A 23,654-nucleotide genomic window follows, 5' to 3' on the forward strand; every position below is an offset into this window, starting at 1 on the left:
GCCGGCGCGGGGCCGCGAGCGCGCCGCGGCCTGCGCCTAGCCGCGCGGCGCCCGCGGGCCGCGGCTGGCGCCGCCAGCGCCAGCGCGAGCGCGCCTAGCGCAGCGGCAGCGCCGGCTGCGCCGGGGAAAGCGCCGCCGGCTAGCAAGGCGGCGCCAAGAGCCACAGCGGCGCCGCCTGCCAGCGCCGCTCCAATCCATAGCGGGCCGGCAGAGCTTTGGCCCGCCTCCTCCAGAGCGGCTGATGCCTGCAGCCGCTCCAGCTCCCACTCGCGCAGCGCGGCGTCGCAGCTGTTCCACGCTGCGCGCATAGCGTCGCTCGTCTGCGGCAGGAACGCCGCGCTGCCGAACACGCTGCGTCCGCCTGCTGCAGCTTCCGCGCGCGCAAGCTCGGCTTCCGCCTCGGCAAGCTGCTGCGCCGCCTCCCGCTCCTGCTGGATAACGGCCTGCAGATCGGCGTTAAGTCGTTCCGAGCTTCGCCCGGCTTCCGCCTCAAGCTGTCTCTGCCCGCGAACATATTCCCGGTCCGCGACGGTTAACCGTAAAGCCAGCAGCTCTTGCTCTCCCCAATTCGGGGAAATGCGGCCTAGCAGCCGGGTTAAAGCTTCTGCGTCCGCTTGCAGCTCGGCAGTCAGCGTAATCTTTTCCTCTCTCAAAAGCTGCATCCGTTCGCTCTCAGACAGCAAAGCTTCCGCTTCTTCTCTTCGGGCAAGCAGCTCTTTGTCTACCAGAATGGCCTTGCGCTTTTGCCTGATCAGCTCCCCCTCATGCTCAAGCTGTTCTTGCTCTTGCGTGCGGCTTTTTTGCTCCCTCCGCAGCTCCTGCCAGCTATGCTCCGCTTCAGCCGTAATCCGTTCAGCCTCGGCAATTCCTTCACGCTCCATACCTAATTCTAGCAGCTTCAGCCATAACGGTCTTATCGCGTTCGCTTTTCCTGCAAGCTGCACGGCAGACTGCCGACGCGGCAGCTCTGCCTCAAGCTGTTCCATTGCCCGGCTAACCCGGTCAAGCTCCTGTTGAAGTTCATTGTATACCTGAATCGCATCAGCCTGCTTCCGGAGCTCCTGCTCGGTCTGCTCCAGCGACTTCAGCAGTTTATTGATCTGCTGGTTAGCCCCGCGCGGCTTGAACAGCTGCTCCATTTCGAGCTGCAGCTTTTTCTCGGCGGCCGCAATAACCTTGCCGTTCTCCCATCCGGCATGGTATAGATAACGGCCTAATTCCTCATGCGATAAAGCTCCGACCTGCTGCAGCTCCGTTAACGTGATCGCATACAGCTCGCGAAACAGCTTTTCGTTTGTTCCTCCAAGGTAGCTCTGCTCCCATTCCTCCTGAGTTGGCCAGCTCTCCTCGGCATCAGATTGAATATCATCCTTCGTAAGGTTAATCCTTCTAAGCTTCAGACGGCCTCCATTTACATGTGCGTACCGCTCCGCTATATAGGTTTGGCCTTCCGCATCCTGGAATACCAGCTGTCCGCCGTGAGTGCCGCCATTAACAGGCTCCTGCCGTTCCGCAGGCTGATTCCGCCTTGCAAAACCGAATAAAATTGTCCGGATAAATCCGAACAACGTGCTTTTCCCCGCTTCATTCATGCCATATAAAACAACGGAAGGACCGTCCAGCCTACAGTTGAATCCCTGCAGCTGGCCGAAGCCGTCAATCCGGACTTCCAACAGCTTCATTCATCCTTCCTCCCTTCAGCCGTCAGCAAGCCAAGCACATGCTCCTTAGCCTGCTCCAGCCAATGCTCGGGCAGCTCGTCCCAGTGCCCTCGGAGCAGCCTTCCCAGCTTGGCATGGCCGGAGAGCGGCGCAACGGCGGCGGCCGCTTCCCGCCTCCAAGCTTCCTGATCCTGCTCTAACCGCTGCGTTAGCCTGAACAGCTCGCCGACGAAGCTGTTTTCGTCTTCAAGCTCTGCCAAACGAACCTCCGCGCGCGTATTTACCTCAAGCGCGTAGACCCATGCGTATTGCGAACCTTGCTGCAGCTGTTCCAGCAAGGTCCGTACGGTAATCATCTCCGTCAGCTTATGATGCAGCGGGCCTTGCCCTTCCAGCCTTAAACGAACCATAACAGGCCGTCCGTCACCTTGAGCCGCAAGCTGCTCCACCTGCTCTTCCAATAGCTGCAGCAGCTCCTGCTCCGTATGCAGGCCGTTAATCGGCAGCCCCCCGTCCAGCCAGCGAACATCATCAAGCGGAATAAAAGTTAGCTGAACCGCCTTTGATACGGAGACCTCTACTAAATAGCACCCTTTTGGCCCGGTCTCCCGCGGATTGCGCCCTTGAATATTGCCCGAATACACGACATGCGGGTATTCATGCATTACTTTTCTTGTATGTATATGGCCAAGCGCCCAGTAATCGAAGCCTTTGCCGATTAGCTCCTCCAGCGAGCAAGGAGCATAAGGATCATGGGATAGATCCCCGTTTACGTTGCCATGCAGCAAAGCGATATGAAATGGCGCTCCTTCAACAGGCGTATAACGGGCGGCCAAATTTTCCGTTACATGCCGTTTCCCGTAAGACATCCCGTAAACAAAAGCGGCCAGCTCACCGTTTCTGCAGTAAGCCGGCCGATATTCCATGCCACTCGCGCCAAATTGCGTCACGTTGGCCGGCAGTTTCAGCTCCGCCCGCGCGCCGTTCAGCGGATCATGATTGCCGTGGATGACAAATACGGATATCCCGTAATGCTGCAGGCGTTCCCATTCTTTTAATAGGAATAACTGCGCTTTTAGAGAGCAATCCGCTTCGTCATACAAGTCGCCGGAGATTACGACGAAATCAACCCGTTCCTGGATCGCCGTATCCGTTAACCGTCGCAAGGCGCCGAAGGTAGAAGCCATTAGCTTCTCCTTCCGGGCATCCGGCAACTTGCTCATGCCGCGGAACGGGCTATCGAGATGCAAGTCTGCCGCGTGTATAAATCGAAAAGGAATCGTCACGTTTACTCCTCCGGCTTCAGCGATAAGTAAACTTTCTTCAGCTGCGAGATTACCCGCTGTAGCGAATAGACCTTTTTCGCTTTGTCCCAGCCGGTACGGGCAAGATTGTACCGGTAGGTCGGATCCGTTACCAGCTTCTCAAGCGCATCGGCAAGGGCCGGCGCATTTTCCGGAGGTACTAACAACCCGTTTACGCCGTCTTCGATTTGCTCCGCGATACCGCCGACATTGGTCCCCACTAAGGCAAGCCAGCATAATGCCGCCTCGGCAAACACGGAGCCGAAGGCTTCCGCGCGCGACGGCAGAACAAAGACGTCGAAGAACGGCATGAACTCTTCCGGATGAAGCATATAGCCGTAAAAAATAATATCATCATATAAGTCCAGCTGGACCGCCAGCTGCTCCAGCTCTTCCCGAATCGGTCCGTCCCCGATAATATGCAGGACAAAAGGATGGCCGCGATGTTTCAGCTCCGCGCAGGCATGCAGCAAAATATCCAGACCTTTCGCAGGCACCAGGCGGCATACCGTAATAAACTGCGGAACGGCATTCTCGTGGGCAATCGGCTTGAATCGCTTCTCGTCGAAGCCGTTAGGTATAACCTTAATGGCGGAGGAATCCTTCATATAAGGCGATAGATAAGTCCGGAAAGAATCGGATACCGTCAGCAGCCGGTCCAGCTTTGCCTCCAATTCGCCATAGATGGAGGTCAGGAACCGGTGCGCGATGCTGTTTTCCTCGATTTTACCGTTCAGGACAAGCTCCCGTTCGAAGGAGGAGTGAATCGTCATCATGACCGGCGTATCCGGGAACAGCTGCTTCATCACAAGCGCCGCTATCGGATGATGCGCATGAATAATATCATAGGAGCGCTTCAATCGCAGACGCGTCCACCAAATATAGTCCCGCATCGTCTGCAAATATTTATCTACGATAGGATCACCGAGAAACGGTGTCACGTCAAAAGTCTCGAATACGATTTCCTCTTGTCCTTTTCCTCTTACCCGCTTCGGAAGCGAGAATAATTCCATTTGCCAGCCTAGCTTCAAAAATCGCTCTTGAATATAAGGCACCATGGAGGACACGCCGCCCGGTTGTTCCGGCGGAAAAAACAAAGCCTGTAGTATATTCAATGTCCTTCCTCCTAAAAAAAATTATCACACTAATAGCGTTTTTAATCGCTATTGTGATGATTTTTACTTCGTAAGCATCATCTTAGAATTGTGAAGCAATTCTTTGCTTCGTAAGCATTTGCTTAAAAATTATCACACTAATAGCGTTTTTAATCGCTATTGTGATGATTTTTACTTCGTAAGCATCATCTTAGAATTGTGAAGCAATTCTTACTTCGTAAGCATTTCGCTTATAATTAGCACGCGAACTTTAATTTTACCCTGTCAAAAGCCGATATCTTTATTATTAGATAGATGCTTTGTTAGGCAGATTCGTTCTACGGTCATGCTTTTACCAGCTCGTAAATCATGATATATTAGAACATATGTTTCTGTAAAGCAACACTCCATAGGATATGGTGATACTACATTATGACAATCTTAACCTGGCTAACCGGGCCCAACGGCCAACTTATTTCTTCCGCTTGTGTCATTATCATCCTTATATTGATGCTCTTCATGTCCACCCGGTTGTATACCAGCTATCGGAACAAACGCATCTACCGGCTGCTTACCCTGACGATCCCGCTGTTTATGGTGCAAAATACCGTACTGGCCATGCTCGCGTATCCCGAGCAGAAGCTTCCGCCATGGCTGCATATCGTTTCGATGATTTTGCAAATCGTCTCTTTTATCATTATAAACTTTGTCTTCATGAAATTATATACTCATCGCGGAGCGCAAATAAAAGTTACGCCTTTTGTTCTGCTCATCGTCTTAACCTTTGTTATTGCCGCGGTGCAGTCCATGTTTATGGATCCTTCGGATGACACCTTGCTGCCGGGAGGGCAATACCGTCTCCTTGGACTCGATTTCTACTCTTTAATCGTAACCTTTATGATTCTGCTTGGCACCAAAGGCGCCGAAATGAACGGCAAATTCTCGGCCAGTCTTATTACTTATTTTATTCTCGACCTGTCTAGAATTGCCGACGGCTACGTCTTTCACGGTTCTGTGGATTGGCTGGTGCTGCTCAGTTATTTCCTTCCGATCGTCTATTTCATGCAGTTGTTCCTCCTGCTGTTCGAGTGGGTCCTTGAACGGCTGATGATGACTTATCAATCGTCGATTACGGATGGCTTGACGGGCTTGTACAACCGGCGGCACTTCACTTCCAAGGCCGAACAGATCTTGCAGAGGCAAAAGGGTCTCGCCGTCATCTTCTGCGATATCGATAATTTCAAGAAGCTGAATGATACGCATGGCCATCATAAGGCCGACGGCGTGCTGAAGCAGGTCGCGGAAATTATGAAGGAAGAGTCAGCTGGCATCGGCGCGGCCGGCCGATACGGCGGAGAGGAGCTGCTTGCCTGCATCTCAATCGACCGGGTGAAACCGGACCGTGTCGCCGAGTCGATCCGCAGCCGCGTTGAGAAAGAAACCATCGTAACCGTAAGCGTTGGCGTAAGCACCTCCAAGGACGCTAAGGAGGTTATCCAGCTCATCAAGCTGGCGGACGAAGCCATGTACCATTCCAAAACAACCGGCAAGAACAAGGTCACCTTGTTCAATGCCATGCCTTCCAGCAAGAAAAAAGCACTATCTACTTCATAGAAGAAGGTCTAGACCAGGCAACTGCAATCTGCCCGGACTAGACTTTGTTTTTTGTCCCATCCCCTGTGCTGTAAGCATCTAAAGAAGCTTACAGCACCTTTTCCACCTTCTAATTACCTCCCTAGCCTCCAAAAGATGCTTACAAAACGCTACCACAGCACTATTCCCTTCCATTGCTCATACATAAGCTTCCATAGAAGCTTACAGCACCATTTCCACTCTCTTTGCAGCTCTGTAAGCTCCAAAAGCGGCTTACACGCCGCTAACCCACAACAAAAATGCCTGCTCCCTCACCGGAGAGCAGACACTATCTCGTCAAGCATCAATTACTTCCTTACCAATCCAACCAGCAGCTGGCCCAACTCGTCCACCGTACCTGCCAAATAGGTTGGTTCCGCCAGCTTCAGCTCTTCTTCGCTGCCATAACCATAGCCGACACCAACCGAATCCATGCCATGGCGCTTGGCCCCGATAATATCATGCTTGCGGTCGCCGATCATCACGGCATCCTCCGCGGACAGACCGCAGGTTAGAAGCACATGCTCGATCACTTCGCCTTTATCGACCCTAGTATTATCCAGATTGCTGCCGCCGATAAACTCGAAAAATTCGCTTAGCTCGAAGTAGGCAATGATTTTTTCCGCGAAAAAGGCAGGCTTCGAAGTTGCGACGTATAAGGAAGCTCCCTGCTCCTTCAAGACCGCGAGCACTTCTTTAATGCCTTCGTACCGTTTGTTCTCGTACATGCCTCTCTCCGCGAAGTATTCCCGGTAGTATTTGATCGCCTCCGTGCACATCTCGTCCGTAAAGCCGTAAAACTCCTTAAACGAGCCGGCAAGCGGCGGTCCGATAAAAGGATCCAGTACATCCAAATTGTCGATGTCGACGCCGAATTTGCTTAGAGAATATTGAATGGCGCTTGTAATGCCCAGCTTGGGGTCCGTTAACGTCCCGTCCAGGTCGAATAAAATCGATGAATACGTCTTTGTCATAGAAGAGTCAGCACCTCGGATAATTGTTTGATTTCGAATTTCGGCTTAACGGGCGTCTCATTCGGCTTGTTATGCGGGTTATACCAGCAAGTATCGATGCCGCTGTTCAGCCCGCCTTGAATATCGGAGGTGAGCGAGTCTCCAACAATGAGCACTCTGGCCGGGTCGGTAATGCCAAGCTTCTTAAACGCGTAATCGAAAATGCCGGTATGGGGCTTCTGATAGCCCGTATCTTCGGATACGATAATATGCTCGAAGTAATGGTCCACGCCTGCCTTGGAAAAACGCGACAGCTGCACTTCCCGGATTCCGTTCGTAATAATCGCCAGTCTTACCTTGGAACGGAGCTCTTCCACAAGCTCCACAGCTCCGTCGATCAGGTATGCACCTGCTCCCAGATAACCGAGATAGCGGTTGCTGAACTCCTCGGCTCCAATCGTAAGGCCCGTTCCGTTGAACAGCCGGCTGAAGCGTTCTACGCGGAGCTCCGCAAGCGAGATCGCCCCTTTTTCGAAATCGTTCCACAGCTCCTGATTGATGGTCCGGTAGAGGGCTACATAGTCGGTATCCGGCGATTGAACCCCAAATTCTTCAAACACGCTTGTCAGAGCGAAGTCCTCTGCTTTCTTATAGTCGAATAGCGTATCGTCAGCGTCAAATAGTATCACGTCGTAGTTCATTGCAGTCAAACTCTCCTTGCTCATTATTAGTGTTAGACTTCCAGTGTTGCTTGCAAAATCATCCTCGCTTGGCCGGCCAACAGAATGCGGCTGCCGTTCACAGCCACCTTCACGATGCCGCCCCGTTTCGAAGCCTGATAACCCGTCAGCTCCTGTTTGCGGAGCCTCTTGGCCCAATGCGGCGCAAGCGCGCAATGCGCTAGGCCCGTAACCGGATCCTCCAATATACCCGCATTCGGGAAAAAGACGCGCGCTACATAATCATAGGGCGCACCTGCAGCTGCCTTTGCCGTTACAATGATTCCCCTGCCGCCTGTGGCGGCAAGCTGCTGCTGATCCGGTCTTAGACTGCGTACGGTTTGCTCGCTATCCACCTCAACGACGTAATCCTGACGGTTCTTGGCGGTATAACGCGGAATTAGCCCAAGACCATGGATAAGAGCTTCCGGCGCATTTACCGGCCTCGGCGTCTCTTCCGGATAGTCCATCGTCATCCAGCCTTCAATGGCATCGTAGGCTACGGTTATTACACCGCTTTTCGTTACAAACAGGGCCGTCTGATCGAAACGAATTCTCCCCGTATGCCACAACATAAAAGCGGCTGCCAACGTGGCATGCCCTCCTAGGTCAACTTCCGTCTCCGGAGTAAACCAACGCAGGTCATAGCCTTCCTCGATCGGAACCAGAAAGGCCGTCTCGGACAGATTCATTTCCGCCGCCACCTGCTGCATCCACCGTTCATCCTCCGGCTTCTCGCATAAGCACACCGCTGCCGGATTACCCCGGAATGGCTCGCTTGTAAAAGCATCCACCACATACATCGGCTTCATCTTCCGCCCTCCCTGTTATCCTTATTATAAACGACAAACGCAAACGACTGCATCTCTCCTTGGAAGAAGCGGCATGCAGATATAAAAAACCTCTATCGCGCGTCTCGAAGAGGAGCAGCAGCGATAGAGGCAGGTTGTAATCTAATTATTCATCCCTTAGCGGAATTAGAAGCTCGACTTCTTCCTCTTCCCAATGGCGTTCGTTAATATAAAATACTTCAATCGCAAGCGCGCTGTCATGCTTGTTCAGCTTCCGCTCATTCATCCAAGCAAACAATTGCTCATAGGCTTCGCCAATTCGTTTGTTCGAGGTGGCCACCATGGCATAGCGGTGTTCCGGAATCGTGAACTGTACCATGCCCCTTGGAAGCTCCTCCATATGATACACCTCATAACAGGCCCAATAGGATGCAAATACTTCATTGCCGAAATACGGGCTGTACAGAACAGGTGATTTGGATACGGTATTTAATTCATGCTTGCGGGATAAAAACTCGCTCTGCAGCCGGATCGCCTCATCCGGAAATGTGGAATAAGGACCGCAATAGCTGATGCCGGCCAAATGAATGGCAGGCTTCGTAATAATAGAGCAGTTGTCCAAGCGAATTCCTCCTAAAGTATTGTACGTCTACGCTAGGATGAGCTTTTATTTCGCCAATAGTGTAACATGAATTACCATTTTCAGGATAGTATTTTAATTGTTTTTTCCGGTCCCCCGCAAACAAAAAAAAGCCGGCTTCGGAAGCCGGCTGTGAATGATCTTACATATTAAAAACGAAGTCCTCGTCGCGCAGTTGCTCGATATGAACGGTACGCACATAACCGTTGCCTTTTTTCGAGAAGAAGTCATGCTGCTTCGTATGCGTGCTGATGCCGTTGAAGACGATCGGGTTAACCGGCTCTTCCGGGAAGTATGGTTCAAAGCCCAGGTTCATCAGTGCTTTGTTTGCGTTGTAACGAACGTAAGTTTTAACGTCCTCCTGCAGGCCAATCGGGGTGTACAGGTTATCCGTGTAAACCACTTCGTTCTCATACAGCGTGTTCAGAAGGGCGAACACTTCTTCTTTCAGCTGAGCTTGCTCTTCCGTCGTGAATCCGTTGAACAGCTCTTGAGCCAGAACGCCAACATACAGGCCATGGATGCTTTCGTCGCGGAGGATCAGGTCGATAATCTCGCCGCTGCTTGTCATTTTGCCTTGGCCGGCCAGGTAGAGCGGGTAGAAGAAGCCGCTGTAGAACAGGTAGCTTTCCAGGAATACCGAAGCTGCCATCGCTTTGTACAGCTGCTGCTTCGTTTCAATGCCTTGGTACCAGGAAGAGATCAGAGTCGCTTTCTTCTGCAGCTGCTCGTTTGTCTCTACCCACCCAAAGATGGCGTCGATTTCTTCCGTCGAAGCCAGCGTCGTGAAGATACTGGAGTACGACTTCGCATGGATTTGCTCCATCATCGACATAAACGCGAGTACCGCTTTACGCTGCAGGCCGTCCACATGCTCGAGAATTTTCGGCATGCCCACGCCGCCTTGAATCGTATCGAGAAGCGTCAGTCCGCCCAGCACGTTTTTGTATACGGTGCGCTCGGTGTCGCTCATTTCCATCCAGTCCATTTTATCGTCGGAAAGTGGAATTTCTTCGTCTGTCCAGAACTGCATCACGTTCTGCTGCCAGAAGGTAAGCGTAAAATCGTCATCCGGACGGTTCCAGTTTACTGCTTTCATCAATCCTGCTCCTTTGGTTAAAGGCTGCTTTCCGATTGTTTATCTTCCGGCAGCCTTGTCATTAGTTCGAATTATACGGCGCAGCTTGTGCATTCCTCAACGGAAAGACGCTTCGTTCTCGTATAGTAGAGCGATTTGAGGCCCTTCTGAGCGGCATAGATGTAGAAGCGCGCCAGTTCGCGGGTTGTTACGTTGCTGTTCACGTGAAGGACGGTCGAGATGCCTTGGTCCACGTGCTGCTGGATTTCCCAGATCAGGTCAATCAGCTTGAATTGATCGATATTGTAAGCCGATTTGTAGTAGAAGTAATTATCTTGAGCCAGGTAAGGCATCGGATAATACGTTGTCGAGTTCGCGTAAGTGCGAGTCTCGATATGCTCTACGATCGGCATAACGCTCGAAGTCGAGTTTTGGATGTACGAGATGCTTTGCGTTGGCGCAATCGCCAGACGGTAAGCATGGTACAGGCCGTGTTTTTGCACTTTCTCTTTCAGTTCAGCCCAGTCCTGAGGAGACGGGATTTCCATGCCTTCGAACAGTTCTTTTACTTTATCCGACGTTGGACGGAAGTCCGTTTCGATATAACGGGTGAAATAAGTGCCTTTTGCGTATTCGGAACGATCGAAATCCTTGAAGCTTGTACCGCGTTCTTTGGCGATTTCCATGCTTTTCTCGATCGAGTAGTAGTTCATCATCATAAAGAATGCGCTCGCGAACTCTTTCGCTTCGTCGCTTTCGTAAGCAATTTTGTTCTTCGCGAAGAAGCCGTTCAGGTTCATTGCGCCAAGGCCAACGGAGTGAAGCTCTTCGTTTGCTTTGCGTACGCCGGGAGCGTTGTCGATCTCGGATACGTCGCTGACCGTCGTCAAAGCTTCGATGCCGACATGGACGGATTCTTTGATTTTTTTGCGTTCCATGACGTTAACGATGTTCAGCGATGCCAGGTTGCAGCTGATGTCGCGGCGAATTACATCGTCCATGCCGTAGTCGTTGATTGTCGAAGTCTCTTGCACTTGGAAAATTTCGGTACAGAGATTGGACATCTTGACTTGACCGATATCCTTCAGGGCGTGAACTCGGTTGGCGTTCGATTTGTTCATGATGTAAGGATAGCCGGACTCCAGCTGGATCGAAGCGATCTTTGTCATCATGTCGCGGGCGTTCATGACCGCTTTTTTCACGACTTTATCGTTAGCGAGCAGCTCTTCGTACATAACGTCCATATCCATGTCGTCGAGGTGCGTGCCGTATGCTTTATGAACGGAATGAGGGCCAAAGACGTACAGCGTTTCGTTCTTTGCAGCCAGCTCATAGAATTTATTCGGTATGATCAAGCCGATCGACAACGTTTTGATGCGTGTTTTCTCGTCGGCGTTAATTTTCTTGCAGTCGAGGAATTCGATAATATCCCAGCCGAAAATGTTGTAGTAGCCTGCGCCGGAGCCTTTGCGCTGACCCATTTGGTCCGCGTAGGAGAATGCGTCCTCCATCAGCTTCAGTACCGGCATAACGCCTTTCGCGGCGCCTTCAACGCCCTTGATTGCCTCGCCGCGTCCGCGCAGCTTGGACAGGTTAACCGCTACGCCTCCGCCGATTTTCGACAGCTGCATGCATGTGCCAAGCACATAGTTGATAGAGTTCAAGGAATCGTCCATTTCGAGCAGGAAGCAGGATACCATCTCGCCGCGGCGGCTTTTGCCAGCGTTCAGGAACGTTGGGGTAGCCGGCTGCAGTCGCTGCTCGATCATCGCTTCCGCGATGCGGAGCGCTTTCGCGCCGTCGCCTTCGCCGAGGTTCAGGGCAACGATCGCTACGCGGTCCGGATATTGCTCGAGGTATTTCGATTTATCGTTGGTTTTCATTGCGTAGTCTTTGTAGAATTTCGAGATGGCCATATACGATTCGAACTGGAAGCCGCTGCTCTCGGTTAGATTAAATACCGCTTCGATTTGCTCATATGTATAATTCTCATATACATTCTCGTAAAAGTCGTTCTCGATGAGGTAGTCCAGCTTCTCGCGGAGGGAACCGAATTTCACGCTTTTCGCTTCCACTTCCTCCATAAAAGCGGCTACCGCTTCTTTATCTTTATCCAATTGATAGAAGCCGTCCGCTCCCCGTTGCATCAGTTCGTTGTTCAGCTCGATGTGTTTCAATATTTCGCACCCTTTCGACAAAGTATTCCATATCTTGATTCGTACCGGATAGTTCAAACTTCGATATGACCGGCACGTTGAACAGGCTTGAGATCGTATCTGCGCTCTTCGCGAAGCCGTCTCCCCAGTTCCGATTGCCGCTTGCGGATACCCCTTGCAGTTTATTGCCGTTGCGGTTCAAGAAACTCATGACGCGGTCCGGCACCTGACCAAATCCTGTCGTGTAGGTGACCAGAACGAAAGGCTCGTCCACTAGATCAAGCTCGCCAATGGGCATCGCTCTCATATTCAATTTATTAATAAAGCGTTTCACATTGCCTGTTCTTGAATCGTAGACTACCAGCATGTTTCTCTCTCCTCAAAAGAATTGCAGAGCAATTCTTACTTCGTAAGCATCGATCTAGCAACGTCTATCACTGAAATTTCAGCAATATAAAAGCGCTTCTGACAGCAAAAATGTCAAATGCGCTAGTTGACAAAATCGTTGAAATCTGACTACACAACTCAATATGTAGTTGATGAATTTGATTCTACATCAAGATATAGGTCTCGTCAATGCAAATTATGGAGAAAATATTTAAATGGGCTTTTTCGACACTCGACTATTTTAACAGATGAAGATATGATGGGATAGTGACATTTTATTGCTATTACGGAGGTACAAATGGACAAGCAAATGACGCCGGAGCTGCTGCGGGAAGCCATGCTCCAGTTGTTCCGGGATGCCGGATACACCGTACCCGAGCTGCTGCCTTACATAGATGGTTTAACCCGGGAGAACGATCGTCTGAAGCAGGAGTTGAAACGTTTGAGGCTGGCGGCCGCCCGCGGATCGGCTTCCTCGGATTCTATGAACACCCGATTGAAAGACGCTTTAAGGGAGTAATTAATAGATCGGAATTTGGACGTCAAAGATTTAGAGCAAAATCTATATCTAGTGTCCGCCAATTAAAAATTATGTCGAATACCCCTGTTGCATCCGCGACTTATTCTGATAAAATAATACAACCATTGTAGCAAAGGTAAGGGATAAGTCATGGATAGAGGGTTCATTACGGTCATAATCGGACCGATGTTTTCGGAGAAGTCGGGAGAGCTTATCCGCCGCTGCCAGAAGCTGATGCAATACGGCCGCAAGCAGGTGCGGGCCTACAAGCCGGCCGAGGATGACCGCTTCAGCAACGAAGAGATCGTCAGCCGGATCGGCTACCGCCTTCCCGCAACAAGCGTACCGCGCGCGCTCCCCTCATCGTCGGTGGAGCAAATCCTGCTCGAGTCGAGAGATGCCGACGTTGTGGCGTTTGACGAAGCATCCTTTTTTGGGAAGCCTATCATCGCCCTGGTAGAGGAGCTGGCCTACCAAGGGAAACATATTATCGTAGACGGTCTAAATATGGACTACCGGGGCAAAGAATTCGGCTACATCGGCGGCTTGCTGGCGATTGCCGACGAAATCGTAAAGCTGACGTCGTTTTGCGCCGTATGCGGCGATGCCAACGCGACCTTCACCCAGCGTATCGTCAACGGCAAACCCGCCAAGCTTGGACCGGTCTTTCTGATCGGCGATACGGAGAGCTACGAGCCACGCTGCCGCTCCTGCTTCGTCCCTCCGCACAAAGTGACGGGCGATGCTGCGGAAGAGCTCACAGACGCCATTACAGCGCCTTAAGCATACACGTCTGCTAAGCCCTCAGATGGAGGAGCAGACGTGTCGCGAAGGAAAACAAACAGGGTTGTCTCCTGTCACTCGAAGTGACGGAAGACAACCCTGTTTGTTTTAATACTCCAAGCTCGTCATTTGACCGCCGCAAAAAACAACCGTTCCGAACGGTCTCCCGCCGGCTCGAGTTCAAAGTCCGCATAGCAGTCGACCGTGCGGAAGCCAGCGCGCTTCAAGGCGGCTTCCATCCAGCCGCGGCCATACGCCCGCTGTTCGTGCATTTCTTCGAAGCGCTCGAACTTGCCGCTTTTCTCCTCGGCGAATATAGTCAGATGATGCTCGATCTGCAGACGGGACTCGTCCAGCTCGCAAGTCCATATATAAGCGACTTCATCCTCGTCCAGAACAAAAGGCTGCTCCTCCGCGTAACGAAGGAACACCTTCGGATCATGGACGTCGAACAAGAATAGTCCGCCCTCGCGCAAATTATCGTAAGCCGACTTAAAGGCTGCCTCCACGTCTTCTTCCTCGGTCAGATAGTTCACGCAGTCGCAGAACGAAATGACCGCGTCCACGGGCTCCGCAACCGTCCAGTCCCGCATATCCTGCTCCAGCCAGGTTGCATTCCCCCGTGCGCGGGCCATTTGCGACGAAGCTTCATCCCATTTGCTCCGCGCAACGGTCAGCATATCGGCAGACAAGTCGATGCCGTATACCTCGAGCCCGGATAAGGCCAGAGGAATCGCAATGCTGCCTGTCCCGCAGCCAAGATCCGCAACCGTCCTCGGCATACCGTACCGCTCCCAACTGTCGTGGGCGAATTGCAGCCAGTCTTCGTAAGGCATGTCACGCATCAGCCGGTCGTAGACCGATGCGAATTGACCGTATGCATCCATGCGGTTATTCCTCCGAAGGCTTGGCAGATGCAGCGGCATCCGCACCGGCATCATCCGCTTTGGCCGGATCCGCCAGATAAGTCCAGCTTCCTTTTTGCGTAATGAGGCCCTCCCTCATCAGCTTCCCTAAAGCGCGCTTAAAAGCCGATTTGCTAATGCCGAATCGCTGCTTGACCGTGTCCGCAGGCGATTCGTCGGAGTAAGGCATGCCGCCGCCCGGACGCTCCTTCAGGAAGGCCAGAATGCGGTCTGCATCCTCCAGCCGCCCTTCCTGCTTCAGCTTAGCCATCGACAGATTTACGCGTCCGTCTTCGCGGATGAACGTTACGCGCGCGGATACCCGCTCGCCAAGGCGAAGCGGACGGACACGCTCGGGTGCCGGAATCAGTCCGTATACGCCAAAGCCAACCACGCCGCCGTCAACAAGCACAAACGAGCCCATCTGAAGCGATTTGGTGACCCAGCCTTCCACCCACTGGTTGCGCCACGATTGCGGTGCCTCGAATACAAGCGGCCCAAGCTCGTCTTCGCCAGCCGTTCTGGCAAGCAAACGTCCCGCCTTGTCATGTCCAAGCACGACATGGACTTCATCGCCCGGCAGCGGGCGGAACTCCACCTTCTCCGGCAGCTCGGAAATCGGAAGCAGCAGCTGCCGTCCCAGCCCAAACTCCAGGAAGCAGCCAAGACGCGGATGCACGTCGGCAACCTTCAGCCGCGCCATCTCTCCTAGCAGGAGCTTTGGACGCTTCATCGTTGCGGCAATCCGGTCTTCGGAATCGTAGAAAATAAAGACTTCTACTTCATCGTTGATTTTCGGCTTCTTGCCTACCAGCTCGGTATAGTGCAGAAGCACCTCCGACTCTTCATCGGTCAGGAAATAGCCGTAGGGCGACACTTCGCGTGCCACCCTTAAAGTTACAATTGTACCGGCTGTCAGACTCATGCGAATTCCACTACCTTCGCATCGGACCACAGGCGTTCGATATTATAGTAATCGCGTTCGTCGCGGTGGAATACATGGACGATAACATCGCCAAGGTCAATCAGCACCCAGCGCGCCGAATCCATGCCTTCGATGCCTTTTACGCGCACGCCGCGCATTTCCGCCTGCTTGCGGATTTCCGTCGTAATCGCCTGCACCTGCGTATCTGAATTACCGTGGCAGATAACGAAATAGTCAGCCACCAGAGAGATTTCTTTCAAGTTTAATGCTACGATGCGATGCGCTTTCTTGTCTTCCGCAGCCGCCACCGTAATTTGCAGCAATTCATCCGAATGTACGGTCATAGCTCAACCTCCTTGTTTTTGCTGTTCAATTAAATCATTGCGGGATTCCACCGTAAGGGGATAAATCCGGTTCCCTTTTTCGAGCAGGAAAGAGATGGTAGAGTCGAAACCGGCGATAAGCGCCTGTTCAAGATTCGTCTCGCTAAGCTCGCGTATGCGTTCGACCCCGGGAAAATCCCGTCCCGGTTCCATGTAATCGGCCAGACAAACCACTTTGTCCAGCTTGGTCATGCCTACCCGTCCCGAAGTATGATACCGGATGGCATCCAGCACTTCCCGGTCCTTCACGCCATATTGGTGCTCAGCTACCCAATATCCGACTTCGGCATGCCATAATGCTTTATCGTGCTTCAACAGCCCTTGGTCAAGCTGCTGTTCCCGAATTATTTGCTCCATCTTGGCGATCGGCCAATATTTCGCCACGTCGTGCAGGATAGCGGCGAGCTCCGCTTTTACCGGATCTTCCCCGAACCGCTCGGCAAGGATCATGGAGGTCTCCATTACACCCTCCACATGCTTCCAACGTTTCTCAGGCATTTGCGATTTGACCGATTCGATCATTTGTTCACGATTCATAAAGCCCTCTCCCCTTTATAAACTGATGAACGGTGTCCGGCACCAGATAAGCAATCGAACGCCCCGCTTGCACTCTGCTTCGAATATCCGTAGACGATATGCCGATCGGCGGCATGGACGCCATCGTCACGCGCCTGCGAATATATTCTGGCAGTTCGTCCAGCTGTACCGCTGTCCCTTCCCGCTCCAGCCCAATGAAAGTTATCAGCTCCGCCAGCTCTTCAATACGATGCCACTTGGGCAGGTCGTTAATCCGGTCCGAACCGATAATATAGGAAAAGGCGGCATCCGGGTACCGCTTCTTCAGTTCCAGCACCGTGTCGATGGAATAACTCATTCCGCCGCGCTCCAGCTCAATGTCCAGCGCTTTGAAGGCCGGGTTGCCGCTCAGCGCTTCTTGCACCATCCGAAGTCTAAGCTCGCTGCCCGCACCCGGTTCATTATCCTTAAGCGGCGGCTGAAAGGTCGGAATAAACCATACCTCGTCCAGCCCGCAGCCGTCGCGCGCTGCCTCGGCTGCAATCAGATGTCCGGTATGAACCGGATCAAAGGTTCCGCCCATAATGCCTATTCTGCTCATGAAGCGCTAACCATCCTTTTCGGGCGACAGCACTATTTCGCCGCAGCCTTCGGCAGCTCAATCTTGCGGTTCTTCTCTTCCGTCGCTTCCTTGTATAGAACGATTGTTTTGCCGATTACCTGTACCAGCTCGGCGCCGGCAGCTTCCGCCACTTCCGCGCCGATCTCTCTTGGATCGTCCATGCAATTGTTCAATACCGAGATCTTGATCAGTTCCCTTACTTCAATCGCTTCTTCGATATGACGGACAAGCTGGTCGTTGGTGCCGCCTTTGCCTACCTGGAAGATCGGCTGAAGATGATGGGCCAGCGATCTGAGGTGACGTTTTTGTTTGCCTGTTAACATGGTTGTTCCTTCTTTCGTCTCTATAGGGTTGTCAATTTTCTCTTATAATAAAAATAAATCAGACAAGGGATTGCAATACCGTCTCGCGCATCGCTGCTGCAGGAGCTGCCTGCCCTGTCCAATACTCGAAGGCGTAAGCCCCCTGGTAAATAAACATGCCGAGTCCGCCGTGTACGCGGCAGCCGTGCCGCTCAGCGTCCAGCAGGAACTTGGTGCGGAGCGGATTGTAAATCAGATCGCTCGCAACGGCGCCCGGCTTCAGCCATGATGCCTCAATCGGAGATGCATCAGTATGGGGATGCATGCCAACCGAGGTTGTGTTAATGACGATATCCGCTTCGCCACAGGCAGCCTGCAGTTCATCGTTCGCAATCGCGCGAATATCCGCCAGAGACCGGAACGATTGCGCAAGCTCCTCAGCCCGCTCCACCGAACGGTTGGCGATCGTTATGCCGGAAGGCTGCTCGCCGGCGAGCGCGTACACGATTCCGCGAGATGCGCCCCCGGCGCCAATAACGAGAATCCGCTTGCCCGCAAGCTCCGGCTCGGCCTCTTCCTTCAAGGACCGGACATAACCGATCCCGTCCGTATTATATCCGATTAACCGGCCATTATCGTTCACTATCGTATTGACTGCTCCGATCGCCTGCGCGCCTGCGTTAATCTCATCCATATACTTCATAATATCCAGCTTATGGGGAATCGTCACATTCACTCCCCGTACGCCCATCGCCCGAATGCCCGCAACAAAATCTCCAAGCTTGCCCGGCGTAATATGAAAGGCCAAGTAGGCTCCGTTGATTCCCGTCTCGCGAAAAGCGCGATTCATCATAATCGGTGATTTCGAATGACGAACCGGATCTCCGATTACGCCATACAGCACCGTTTGGCTGTCAATACGGTTTCCCGTAATCCCATTGTCAAGCGCGGATACCGTCAATGTTCCCGTTCCCCTCTCTTCTATACAAGCGAATCGCGAAGCAGGACCTTAATGCCCTTAGGCGCATAGACGTCCACGATCGCGCCGGAAGTGCCATTCGCTTGAATCCAGCCCATGCCGGATACAAAAATATCCTTCTTCGCCCCCCGCGGAATGCGAATCGAATGGCGGGTCCACGCCGGCATTTCATCCAGTTCTTCGCGGGACGGACCGCCAAGCAGCTCCCCGCGGTGATCGGCGTACAGCTCTTCAGCCCGCTCCAGCTTTGTGCGGTGCACATTCAGAGCATTGGAGATATAGAACGTAAACGATTGACGCTCGCCCTCAACAAAGTCGAACCGGACCAAGCTGTTGATAAACAACGACTGCTTGTCATTTAACTGGTAGACCAGAGGCTTGATCGGCTTATCCGGCAGCAAAGCCTGAAGGAAGCCGCGCGGAACGATTTCCGTCATCCGGGTAGGATACACGATCCCCGGCGTATCGATAATCGATTTGCCGTCATCGAGCGGAATATGGACCGCGTCAAGCGTGGTTCCCGGGTAACGGGAAGTCGTTAGTTCACGTTCCATATCGCTGTAATCATGGATAAGACGGTTAATCAATGTCGATTTGCCGACGTTGGTTGCGCCAACGACATAGACATCGCGGCCCTTCCGGTGATGCTCAATCGCTTCAATGACATGCTCGAAGCCGATATTCCGTTTGGCGCTGCAGAGCACGATATCCACCGTGCGAAGACCTTCTGCCTTCGCCTGCTTCTGAACCCAGTTCCGAAGACGGTTCAGATTAACCGAACGAGGCAGCAGATCAACCTTGTTGACCACCAGCACAACCGGATTATTGCCTACAAAGCGCTGCAGACCGGAAATCAGACTGCCCTCAAAATCAAATAAGTCGACAATATGGACAACCAGGCTGTCCGTCGACCCGATGCTGCCGAGCAGGCGCAAGAAATCATCCTGATCAACCGTTATCGATGAAGCTTCATTATAATTACGAATACGGAAGCATCTTTGGCAAATAACCGGCTCCCGGTTTAATGCCGCTTCGGGCAGGTAACCCGACTCTTCCGGATGCTCCGTCTGGAGCTTTACTCCGCAGCCTGCGCATGCATGCGACTGACTATGCTGCTCTTCTCTCACTTCGTCTCCCCCTCATACCATGTCCCTTTTTTACGCAAACGGGAAAGAACAAAACGCTCAATTCTCCTGTTCACACGGGTCATTATTCCTTCGTCAGCAGGAGCAATCGGCGTGACCAGAATCGTATACAAGCCCATACGTTTCCCGCCGAGTACATCCGTAAGCATCTGGTCGCCAAGCACAACGGTCTGCTCAACGGGCAGCCCCAGCACGCTCAATGCTTTATGGAACGCTTTATTCGCCGGCTTGCGCGCGGCGTGAATAAACGGAATGCCCAGCGGATCAGCGAATTTGGACACTCTCGTCCTGTTATTATTCGACACAATGACGACTTTAAAGCCATAATCCCGAACTTGTTCCAGCCATTGCGTGAGCCTTGGCGTTGCAAGCGGCTCACGTGCTCCAACGAGCGTATTATCAAGATCGGTGATGATTCCGCGGACACCTTTTTTGTATAGCTCGTCCAGCTGAATATCGTACACCGAATTTACTCGTAAATGCGGCAATAATCTTTCGAACATGCTGCCTTGCCCCCTTGAACTTTCGCTCATCTCCTGCTATCTTACGAAACTATACCATATATTCGGATTTTGTTGCAAAAGAAATACCGCCCGCGCAAAGCGAGCGGCAAACTTTCCTTCTATTATAATGTACGCAAATTTCTACAATTCCTCTTTAATCGCTTTGATCTTTAGAATAAACCGGTCGGTCTCGGAGCTTGACGCCTGTATGGAGCCGTATTTCGCGCGTTCGAACCCGTCAAGCACCTCGCAGAACAGATTATTCAGACGCTTGTGGCTTGGCGACCATCTCTGAATCGCTTCGCGCAGCGTCTCATGCTCCTCTCGTTCATAACCTTTGCGCCGGCAGAGACGCAGCAGCTTCTCCGTCTCCCATACAATCCGGTCATTGCCTGAATACGCCCGGTATCTGAAACGAAGCCATGGCGTACGGAGCAAGACAAGAACAAGAACAATGGCAACGACGACGGCTGCCGATACCAAACCCCAGACGATAGCGGAATGGTTGACTCCCGTACTCTCGGTTACTTCCTCCTGCACCGGATCGGTATCTGGCGCTATGGAAGGCGTCGGCAATGCTTCCTGCTTCACTTCCGTTACCGTATAAGGGAAGGTGAAGCCTGCCGTAGGCTCGAACGGAATCCAGCCATAGCCGTCGAAATAGATCTCTACCCAGGAATGCGCATCCGAGTTGCGAACGGTATACGTGCCTGCTCCATCCGGATTTAATTCCGCTTCGCTTGGAATTCCACCGGCAGACGGCACATATTCCGAAACAGGGAGCACGCCCGGGGCAAAGCCTTTTACCCAACGGGCAGGCAACCCGATCGAACGGGACATGACCGCCATGGCCGTCGAGAAATAATCGCAATAGCCTTCCTTCAGTTCAAAGAGGAACTGGTCGACGAAATCCTTGCTGTCTCCGGTCAGCTTTGATTTATCCGGTTCATTCGTATACACGAAGTTCTGGCGGAGATAAGTTTCAATCAGCTTGGCCTTGTCATAATCATCCACTGCCGAAGCCGTTAGCGATACGGCGAGCGACCTTACCCGGCCGGGCAAGGAAGACGGAAGCTGCAAATATTGCTTCGTCTCGGCCGGATCCGGCAATTCCGCTTCCGTCTTGCGGAGCCCTTCTTCATCTAATATGGTGACATCCGAAGTTACCGCATAGCTTTGCGGATATCTGCGCAGCGGCTTGTCAGACCAGATCAGCTCCTGTTCGTTTACCGCCCACTTCAGGCTTTTCGGCAATACGGATGCATCCGGATCATCGACCCAATGAACCGATGTAATCGGAGAAGCGGCGAACAAGACCGGATAAATATTATTGTTCGCCATTCGGACCTGCTGGTCCACCTTCATCGTCTCCGCCTTCTCGCGTCCATCGATTAGCGGAAGCTCCCAGTCCTTGCCCACCGAGGCTAACCGGCTCCGATCCGTCTCATCGTTCACCGTCCAGCCTGCTCCGGTGTACGCCGTCTTTGTCTCGCCTCTCCAGTAGCTCTTATGGTTGGTCGTAATCGTCATAACCGGCGAATAGTCAAAGTCAAATCCGCCGCCAAGTTCTGAATCGTCGCGTCCATAGCCGGACTTGGAATTGCGGCTGCTCACGTCAACAGGAGCCGCGATTCCTTTGTCTCCGAGGAACACGTTAACCGTCTCGCCTTTGGATTCCTTCCACATCGTATAAGGATCCTGAATTATTGGCGATACCGAAGGCATCAGAATGCCGGCTGTCATCAGCACGGACAGAACAATGACGATCGGCATCAGCAGCTGCAGCGGATATTCCGTAAGCTCCTTCCAGCTGTTCGGATGATGGCTTGCCAGCTTGTGCATATGGTTGGCTACCAGCCAGAGCAGACCCAGAAAGACAATCCAGGCGACCTCATCCCATAACCAGATTGGAGTAAAGGAATCCGCGATGGTCAGGACGAGAATATTGACGCTGATAAATCCGAATAATCGCATCCTTGTCGTAATCCACATATCAAACAGGATATACAAAAGAAGCAGCGCTCCGCTGATCCATATAAAAGGATGCAGCTGCTCGGCGTACCCCCACAGCGTACGGAACAAATCGCCAAGCCGGTTCTCTTGACCGGAAACGGTCAAGACGACCTTTTTCAGATCTGCAAAATAAGCCGTCGCGCCTAACGCAAGCAGCAGTTGAACAACAATCCGCAGCACCCGCATGCTGCGCGGCAGCAGCCAGTCAGCCGCAACGGCGAAGAGCAGCGTGAAGCTGACCGCGTAGAAGGTCTCGCTCCACCAGAAGCCCTCAAAGATCCGAATCGTATGAATAAGCATAAGAGCAATAAATAATTGCGAGAGCTTCATATACCAGTTCGGCATAACACTGATAATCACAGTACGGCATAAAGTAAATACACGCGGCAAGAGGCTCATGCCCGGCCTCCTTCCAGCACGGCAGGAAGCTCCTGCAGCTGCTTCAGTTCAAATAATGCCCAGCCCTTGCTGCGGATCATCAAGCGCCACTGTTCCTCCAGCCGCCGGTCGCCGCCGATATGCATCAGACATGGCGTAAGACCTTTGCGGGACAGCCATTCCATCGAACGGACCGCTTCCCTGCCGGCAGTTCCGCTAATCACGATAGCAAAGGAACCCGGCTCCAGCCGCGAATCTGCTGCCGCAAGAGACTTGTACAGCCCTTGCTCTGCATCGGCATCCACAAAGGTTAAATGTTTCATTAGCGCGTTGCGCTGTTCTACACCGGACTTGGGCGGGAGAATCGTCAGTTTCTTGCCCGCGGACATTAGACCGATCGCCGTATCCCCCTTCAAACCGCTGTCAATAAGCGAAGCTGCGGTAGACACGGCCAGCTCGAACCTTTCCGCCCCGGGAACGGGGTAATCGGCCGCGTATCGGTCAAGAATAATAAGCGTGCGCGGCAATGATTCTCTCTCGAACGCCTTCGACTTCCAGTCGCCGGTCTTCGCGGTTGCGTTCCAGTGAATTCGCGACAGCCGGTCGCCGTACAAATATTCCCGAACGCCGTTGATTTGCGTAGTTTCCTTTGCCGCCCGAGGGGCTGCGGCATGGGAGAAAGGTCCGCGGAAGCCGCTTTGAATGCTATGCCATTGGCGCAAAGGAACAATCTGCGGCAATACGCTGAATGCCGACTCCGAGCCGAATTGGCCGGAATGCTCAAACAAGCCGAATACGTCATGGGAAATGCATTCGGTTGTGACGAAGCGGTACTCTCCCCGCTGAAGCGGCGGCGTCTGATACATCACATCGCCGGAACGCTTGAAGCTTGGGACGAATGAGGCTTCGAACTGCAGCTGCTGGCCGTTATGGCGCCGCAGCTTGTCTCTGACCAATACATAAGGAATCGGATAAACGCCCGGAACCTTTACCGATAACCGGACATCCAGCGTGCTGCCTGCCGTCAGCGAGTGGTCGCTGCCCGCGGTTGCCCCGGTCTGCCGGTAGCTGCGGATGCCGGACACGCGGCTGATCCCGCTCCAGCGGCCTAAGGCCAAATAGAGCAGCAGCACGTTCAAAATCATAAACAGCATTAATGCCGTTTTGCCGCCCTGAAACAATAAATAAAGCAATGCGGCGCCATAAATGATTGCGATAAGCCTCCAGCGTTTACGGGTCTTCGTCTCTTTCACCGCATTCATGGG

General features: G+C 52.7%; 24 protein-coding genes. 3 read left to right on the top strand and 21 right to left on the bottom strand.

The features are described from left to right. From WFK81_RS22090 to WFK81_RS22100, 3 genes are all read right to left on the bottom strand, one after another. The coding region (locus WFK81_RS22090) for an AAA family ATPase (protein ID WP_336788540.1) at positions 1-1,682 on the bottom strand (1,682 nt) is incomplete at its 3' end. Beyond that, on the bottom strand, positions 1,679-2,947 hold the full coding sequence (locus WFK81_RS22095; RefSeq protein WP_336788541.1) for a metallophosphoesterase family protein: 1,269 nt from the start codon (positions 2,945-2,947) through the stop codon (positions 1,679-1,681). The genes WFK81_RS22090 and WFK81_RS22095, both read right to left, overlap by 4 nt. A gap of 2 nt (positions 2,948-2,949) precedes the next feature. After that, positions 2,950-4,080, bottom strand: a complete 1,131-nt coding sequence (locus WFK81_RS22100) for a glycosyltransferase family 4 protein (protein WP_336788542.1) — start codon at positions 4,078-4,080, stop codon at positions 2,950-2,952. 411 nt (positions 4,081-4,491) lie between these two features. Between WFK81_RS22100 and WFK81_RS22105 the strand changes: the two genes are divergently transcribed. Continuing rightward, the gene (locus WFK81_RS22105) at positions 4,492-5,673 is read left to right on the top strand and encodes a GGDEF domain-containing protein (RefSeq protein ID WP_336788543.1); all 1,182 of its coding nucleotides are present in this window, start codon (positions 4,492-4,494) and stop codon (positions 5,671-5,673) included. A 326-nt stretch (positions 5,674-5,999) separates the two neighbouring features. Here the strand turns inward: WFK81_RS22105 and WFK81_RS22110 are convergent, their stop codons facing one another. The 7 genes from WFK81_RS22110 to nrdI all read right to left on the bottom strand — a co-directional run bounded on the left by WFK81_RS22110 (position 6,000) and on the right by nrdI (position 12,395). Beyond that, entirely contained in the window at positions 6,000-6,665 is a 666-nt protein-coding gene (locus WFK81_RS22110; RefSeq protein ID WP_336788544.1) for an HAD family hydrolase, read from the bottom strand. After that, a complete protein-coding gene (locus WFK81_RS22115; RefSeq protein WP_336788545.1) occupies positions 6,662-7,345 on the bottom strand; it encodes a YjjG family noncanonical pyrimidine nucleotidase in 684 nt (227 codons plus the stop codon). The genes WFK81_RS22110 and WFK81_RS22115 overlap by 4 nt, the downstream gene beginning before the upstream one ends. A gap of 32 nt (positions 7,346-7,377) precedes the next feature. Beyond that, a complete protein-coding gene (locus tag WFK81_RS22120) occupies positions 7,378-8,175 on the bottom strand; it encodes a PhzF family phenazine biosynthesis protein (RefSeq protein ID WP_336788546.1) in 798 nt (265 codons plus the stop codon). 145 nt (positions 8,176-8,320) lie between these two features. Next, positions 8,321-8,776 (bottom strand): GyrI-like domain-containing protein, encoded by a 456-nt coding sequence (locus WFK81_RS22125; RefSeq protein ID WP_336788547.1) that lies wholly within the window; start codon positions 8,774-8,776, stop codon positions 8,321-8,323. A gap of 160 nt (positions 8,777-8,936) precedes the next feature. Continuing rightward, positions 8,937-9,893, bottom strand: coding sequence for a class 1b ribonucleoside-diphosphate reductase subunit beta (gene nrdF, locus WFK81_RS22130; RefSeq protein WP_336788548.1), 957 nt, complete (start codon positions 9,891-9,893; stop codon positions 8,937-8,939). A gap of 71 nt (positions 9,894-9,964) precedes the next feature. Beyond that, positions 9,965-12,049 (bottom strand): class 1b ribonucleoside-diphosphate reductase subunit alpha, encoded by a 2,085-nt coding sequence (gene nrdE / locus WFK81_RS22135; protein WP_336788549.1) that lies wholly within the window; start codon positions 12,047-12,049, stop codon positions 9,965-9,967. After that, on the bottom strand, positions 11,982-12,395 hold the full coding sequence (gene nrdI / locus WFK81_RS22140) for a class Ib ribonucleoside-diphosphate reductase assembly flavoprotein NrdI (protein ID WP_336788550.1): 414 nt from the start codon (positions 12,393-12,395) through the stop codon (positions 11,982-11,984). The genes nrdE and nrdI overlap by 68 nt, the downstream gene beginning before the upstream one ends. Before the next feature lie 318 nt (positions 12,396-12,713). On the opposite strand from nrdI, the gene WFK81_RS22145 reads away from it, so the two are divergent. Together WFK81_RS22145 and WFK81_RS22150 are read left to right on the top strand one after the other, a co-directional pair. Beyond that, on the top strand, positions 12,714-12,935 hold the full coding sequence (locus tag WFK81_RS22145; RefSeq protein ID WP_336788551.1) for a hypothetical protein: 222 nt from the start codon (positions 12,714-12,716) through the stop codon (positions 12,933-12,935). 150 nt (positions 12,936-13,085) lie between these two features. Further along, positions 13,086-13,718, top strand: a complete 633-nt coding sequence (locus WFK81_RS22150) for a thymidine kinase (protein ID WP_336788552.1) — start codon at positions 13,086-13,088, stop codon at positions 13,716-13,718. Positions 13,719-13,843: 125 nt separating this feature from the next. Here the strand turns inward: WFK81_RS22150 and WFK81_RS22155 are convergent, their stop codons facing one another. The 11 genes from WFK81_RS22155 to WFK81_RS22205 all read right to left on the bottom strand — a co-directional run bounded on the left by WFK81_RS22155 (position 13,844) and on the right by WFK81_RS22205 (position 23,651). Beyond that, positions 13,844-14,605, bottom strand: a complete 762-nt coding sequence (locus tag WFK81_RS22155; RefSeq protein WP_336788553.1) for a class I SAM-dependent DNA methyltransferase — start codon at positions 14,603-14,605, stop codon at positions 13,844-13,846. Between the two features lie 4 nt (positions 14,606-14,609). Further along, a complete protein-coding gene (locus WFK81_RS22160; protein WP_336788554.1) occupies positions 14,610-15,548 on the bottom strand; it encodes a CvfB family protein in 939 nt (312 codons plus the stop codon). Then, on the bottom strand, positions 15,545-15,892 hold the full coding sequence (rsfS, locus tag WFK81_RS22165) for a ribosome silencing factor (RefSeq protein WP_127497094.1): 348 nt from the start codon (positions 15,890-15,892) through the stop codon (positions 15,545-15,547). Before rsfS ends, WFK81_RS22160 begins: the two co-directional genes overlap by 4 nt. A gap of 3 nt (positions 15,893-15,895) precedes the next feature. Further along, positions 15,896-16,468 (bottom strand): bis(5'-nucleosyl)-tetraphosphatase (symmetrical) YqeK, encoded by a 573-nt coding sequence (yqeK, locus tag WFK81_RS22170; RefSeq protein ID WP_336788555.1) that lies wholly within the window; start codon positions 16,466-16,468, stop codon positions 15,896-15,898. After that, positions 16,458-17,048, bottom strand: coding sequence for a nicotinate-nucleotide adenylyltransferase (nadD, locus tag WFK81_RS22175; protein ID WP_336788556.1), 591 nt, complete (start codon positions 17,046-17,048; stop codon positions 16,458-16,460). Before nadD ends, yqeK begins: the two co-directional genes overlap by 11 nt. 32 nt (positions 17,049-17,080) lie before the next feature. After that, a complete protein-coding gene (gene yhbY / locus WFK81_RS22180) occupies positions 17,081-17,392 on the bottom strand; it encodes a ribosome assembly RNA-binding protein YhbY (protein ID WP_336788557.1) in 312 nt (103 codons plus the stop codon). A 58-nt stretch (positions 17,393-17,450) separates the two neighbouring features. Continuing rightward, on the bottom strand, positions 17,451-18,332 hold the full coding sequence (aroE, locus tag WFK81_RS22185; RefSeq protein ID WP_336788558.1) for a shikimate dehydrogenase: 882 nt from the start codon (positions 18,330-18,332) through the stop codon (positions 17,451-17,453). Positions 18,333-18,352: 20 nt separating this feature from the next. Beyond that, on the bottom strand, positions 18,353-19,477 hold the full coding sequence (gene yqeH, locus WFK81_RS22190; protein WP_336788559.1) for a ribosome biogenesis GTPase YqeH: 1,125 nt from the start codon (positions 19,475-19,477) through the stop codon (positions 18,353-18,355). Continuing rightward, the gene (locus tag WFK81_RS22195) at positions 19,474-19,998 is read right to left on the bottom strand and encodes a YqeG family HAD IIIA-type phosphatase (protein WP_336788560.1); all 525 of its coding nucleotides are present in this window, start codon (positions 19,996-19,998) and stop codon (positions 19,474-19,476) included. The genes yqeH and WFK81_RS22195 overlap by 4 nt, the downstream gene beginning before the upstream one ends. A 141-nt stretch (positions 19,999-20,139) precedes the next feature. Next, positions 20,140-22,410: a transglutaminase TgpA family protein gene (locus WFK81_RS22200; RefSeq protein ID WP_336788561.1), complete on the bottom strand. Its 2,271-nt coding sequence runs from the start codon at positions 22,408-22,410 to the stop codon at positions 20,140-20,142. Continuing rightward, positions 22,407-23,651 (bottom strand): DUF58 domain-containing protein, encoded by a 1,245-nt coding sequence (locus WFK81_RS22205; RefSeq protein ID WP_336788562.1) that lies wholly within the window; start codon positions 23,649-23,651, stop codon positions 22,407-22,409. The genes WFK81_RS22200 and WFK81_RS22205 overlap by 4 nt, the downstream gene beginning before the upstream one ends. Positions 23,652-23,654 lie beyond the last annotated feature (3 nt).

Source organism: Paenibacillus sp. MMO-177 (genome assembly GCF_037147795.1).
GTDB lineage: Bacteria > Bacillota > Bacilli > Paenibacillales > Paenibacillaceae > Pristimantibacillus.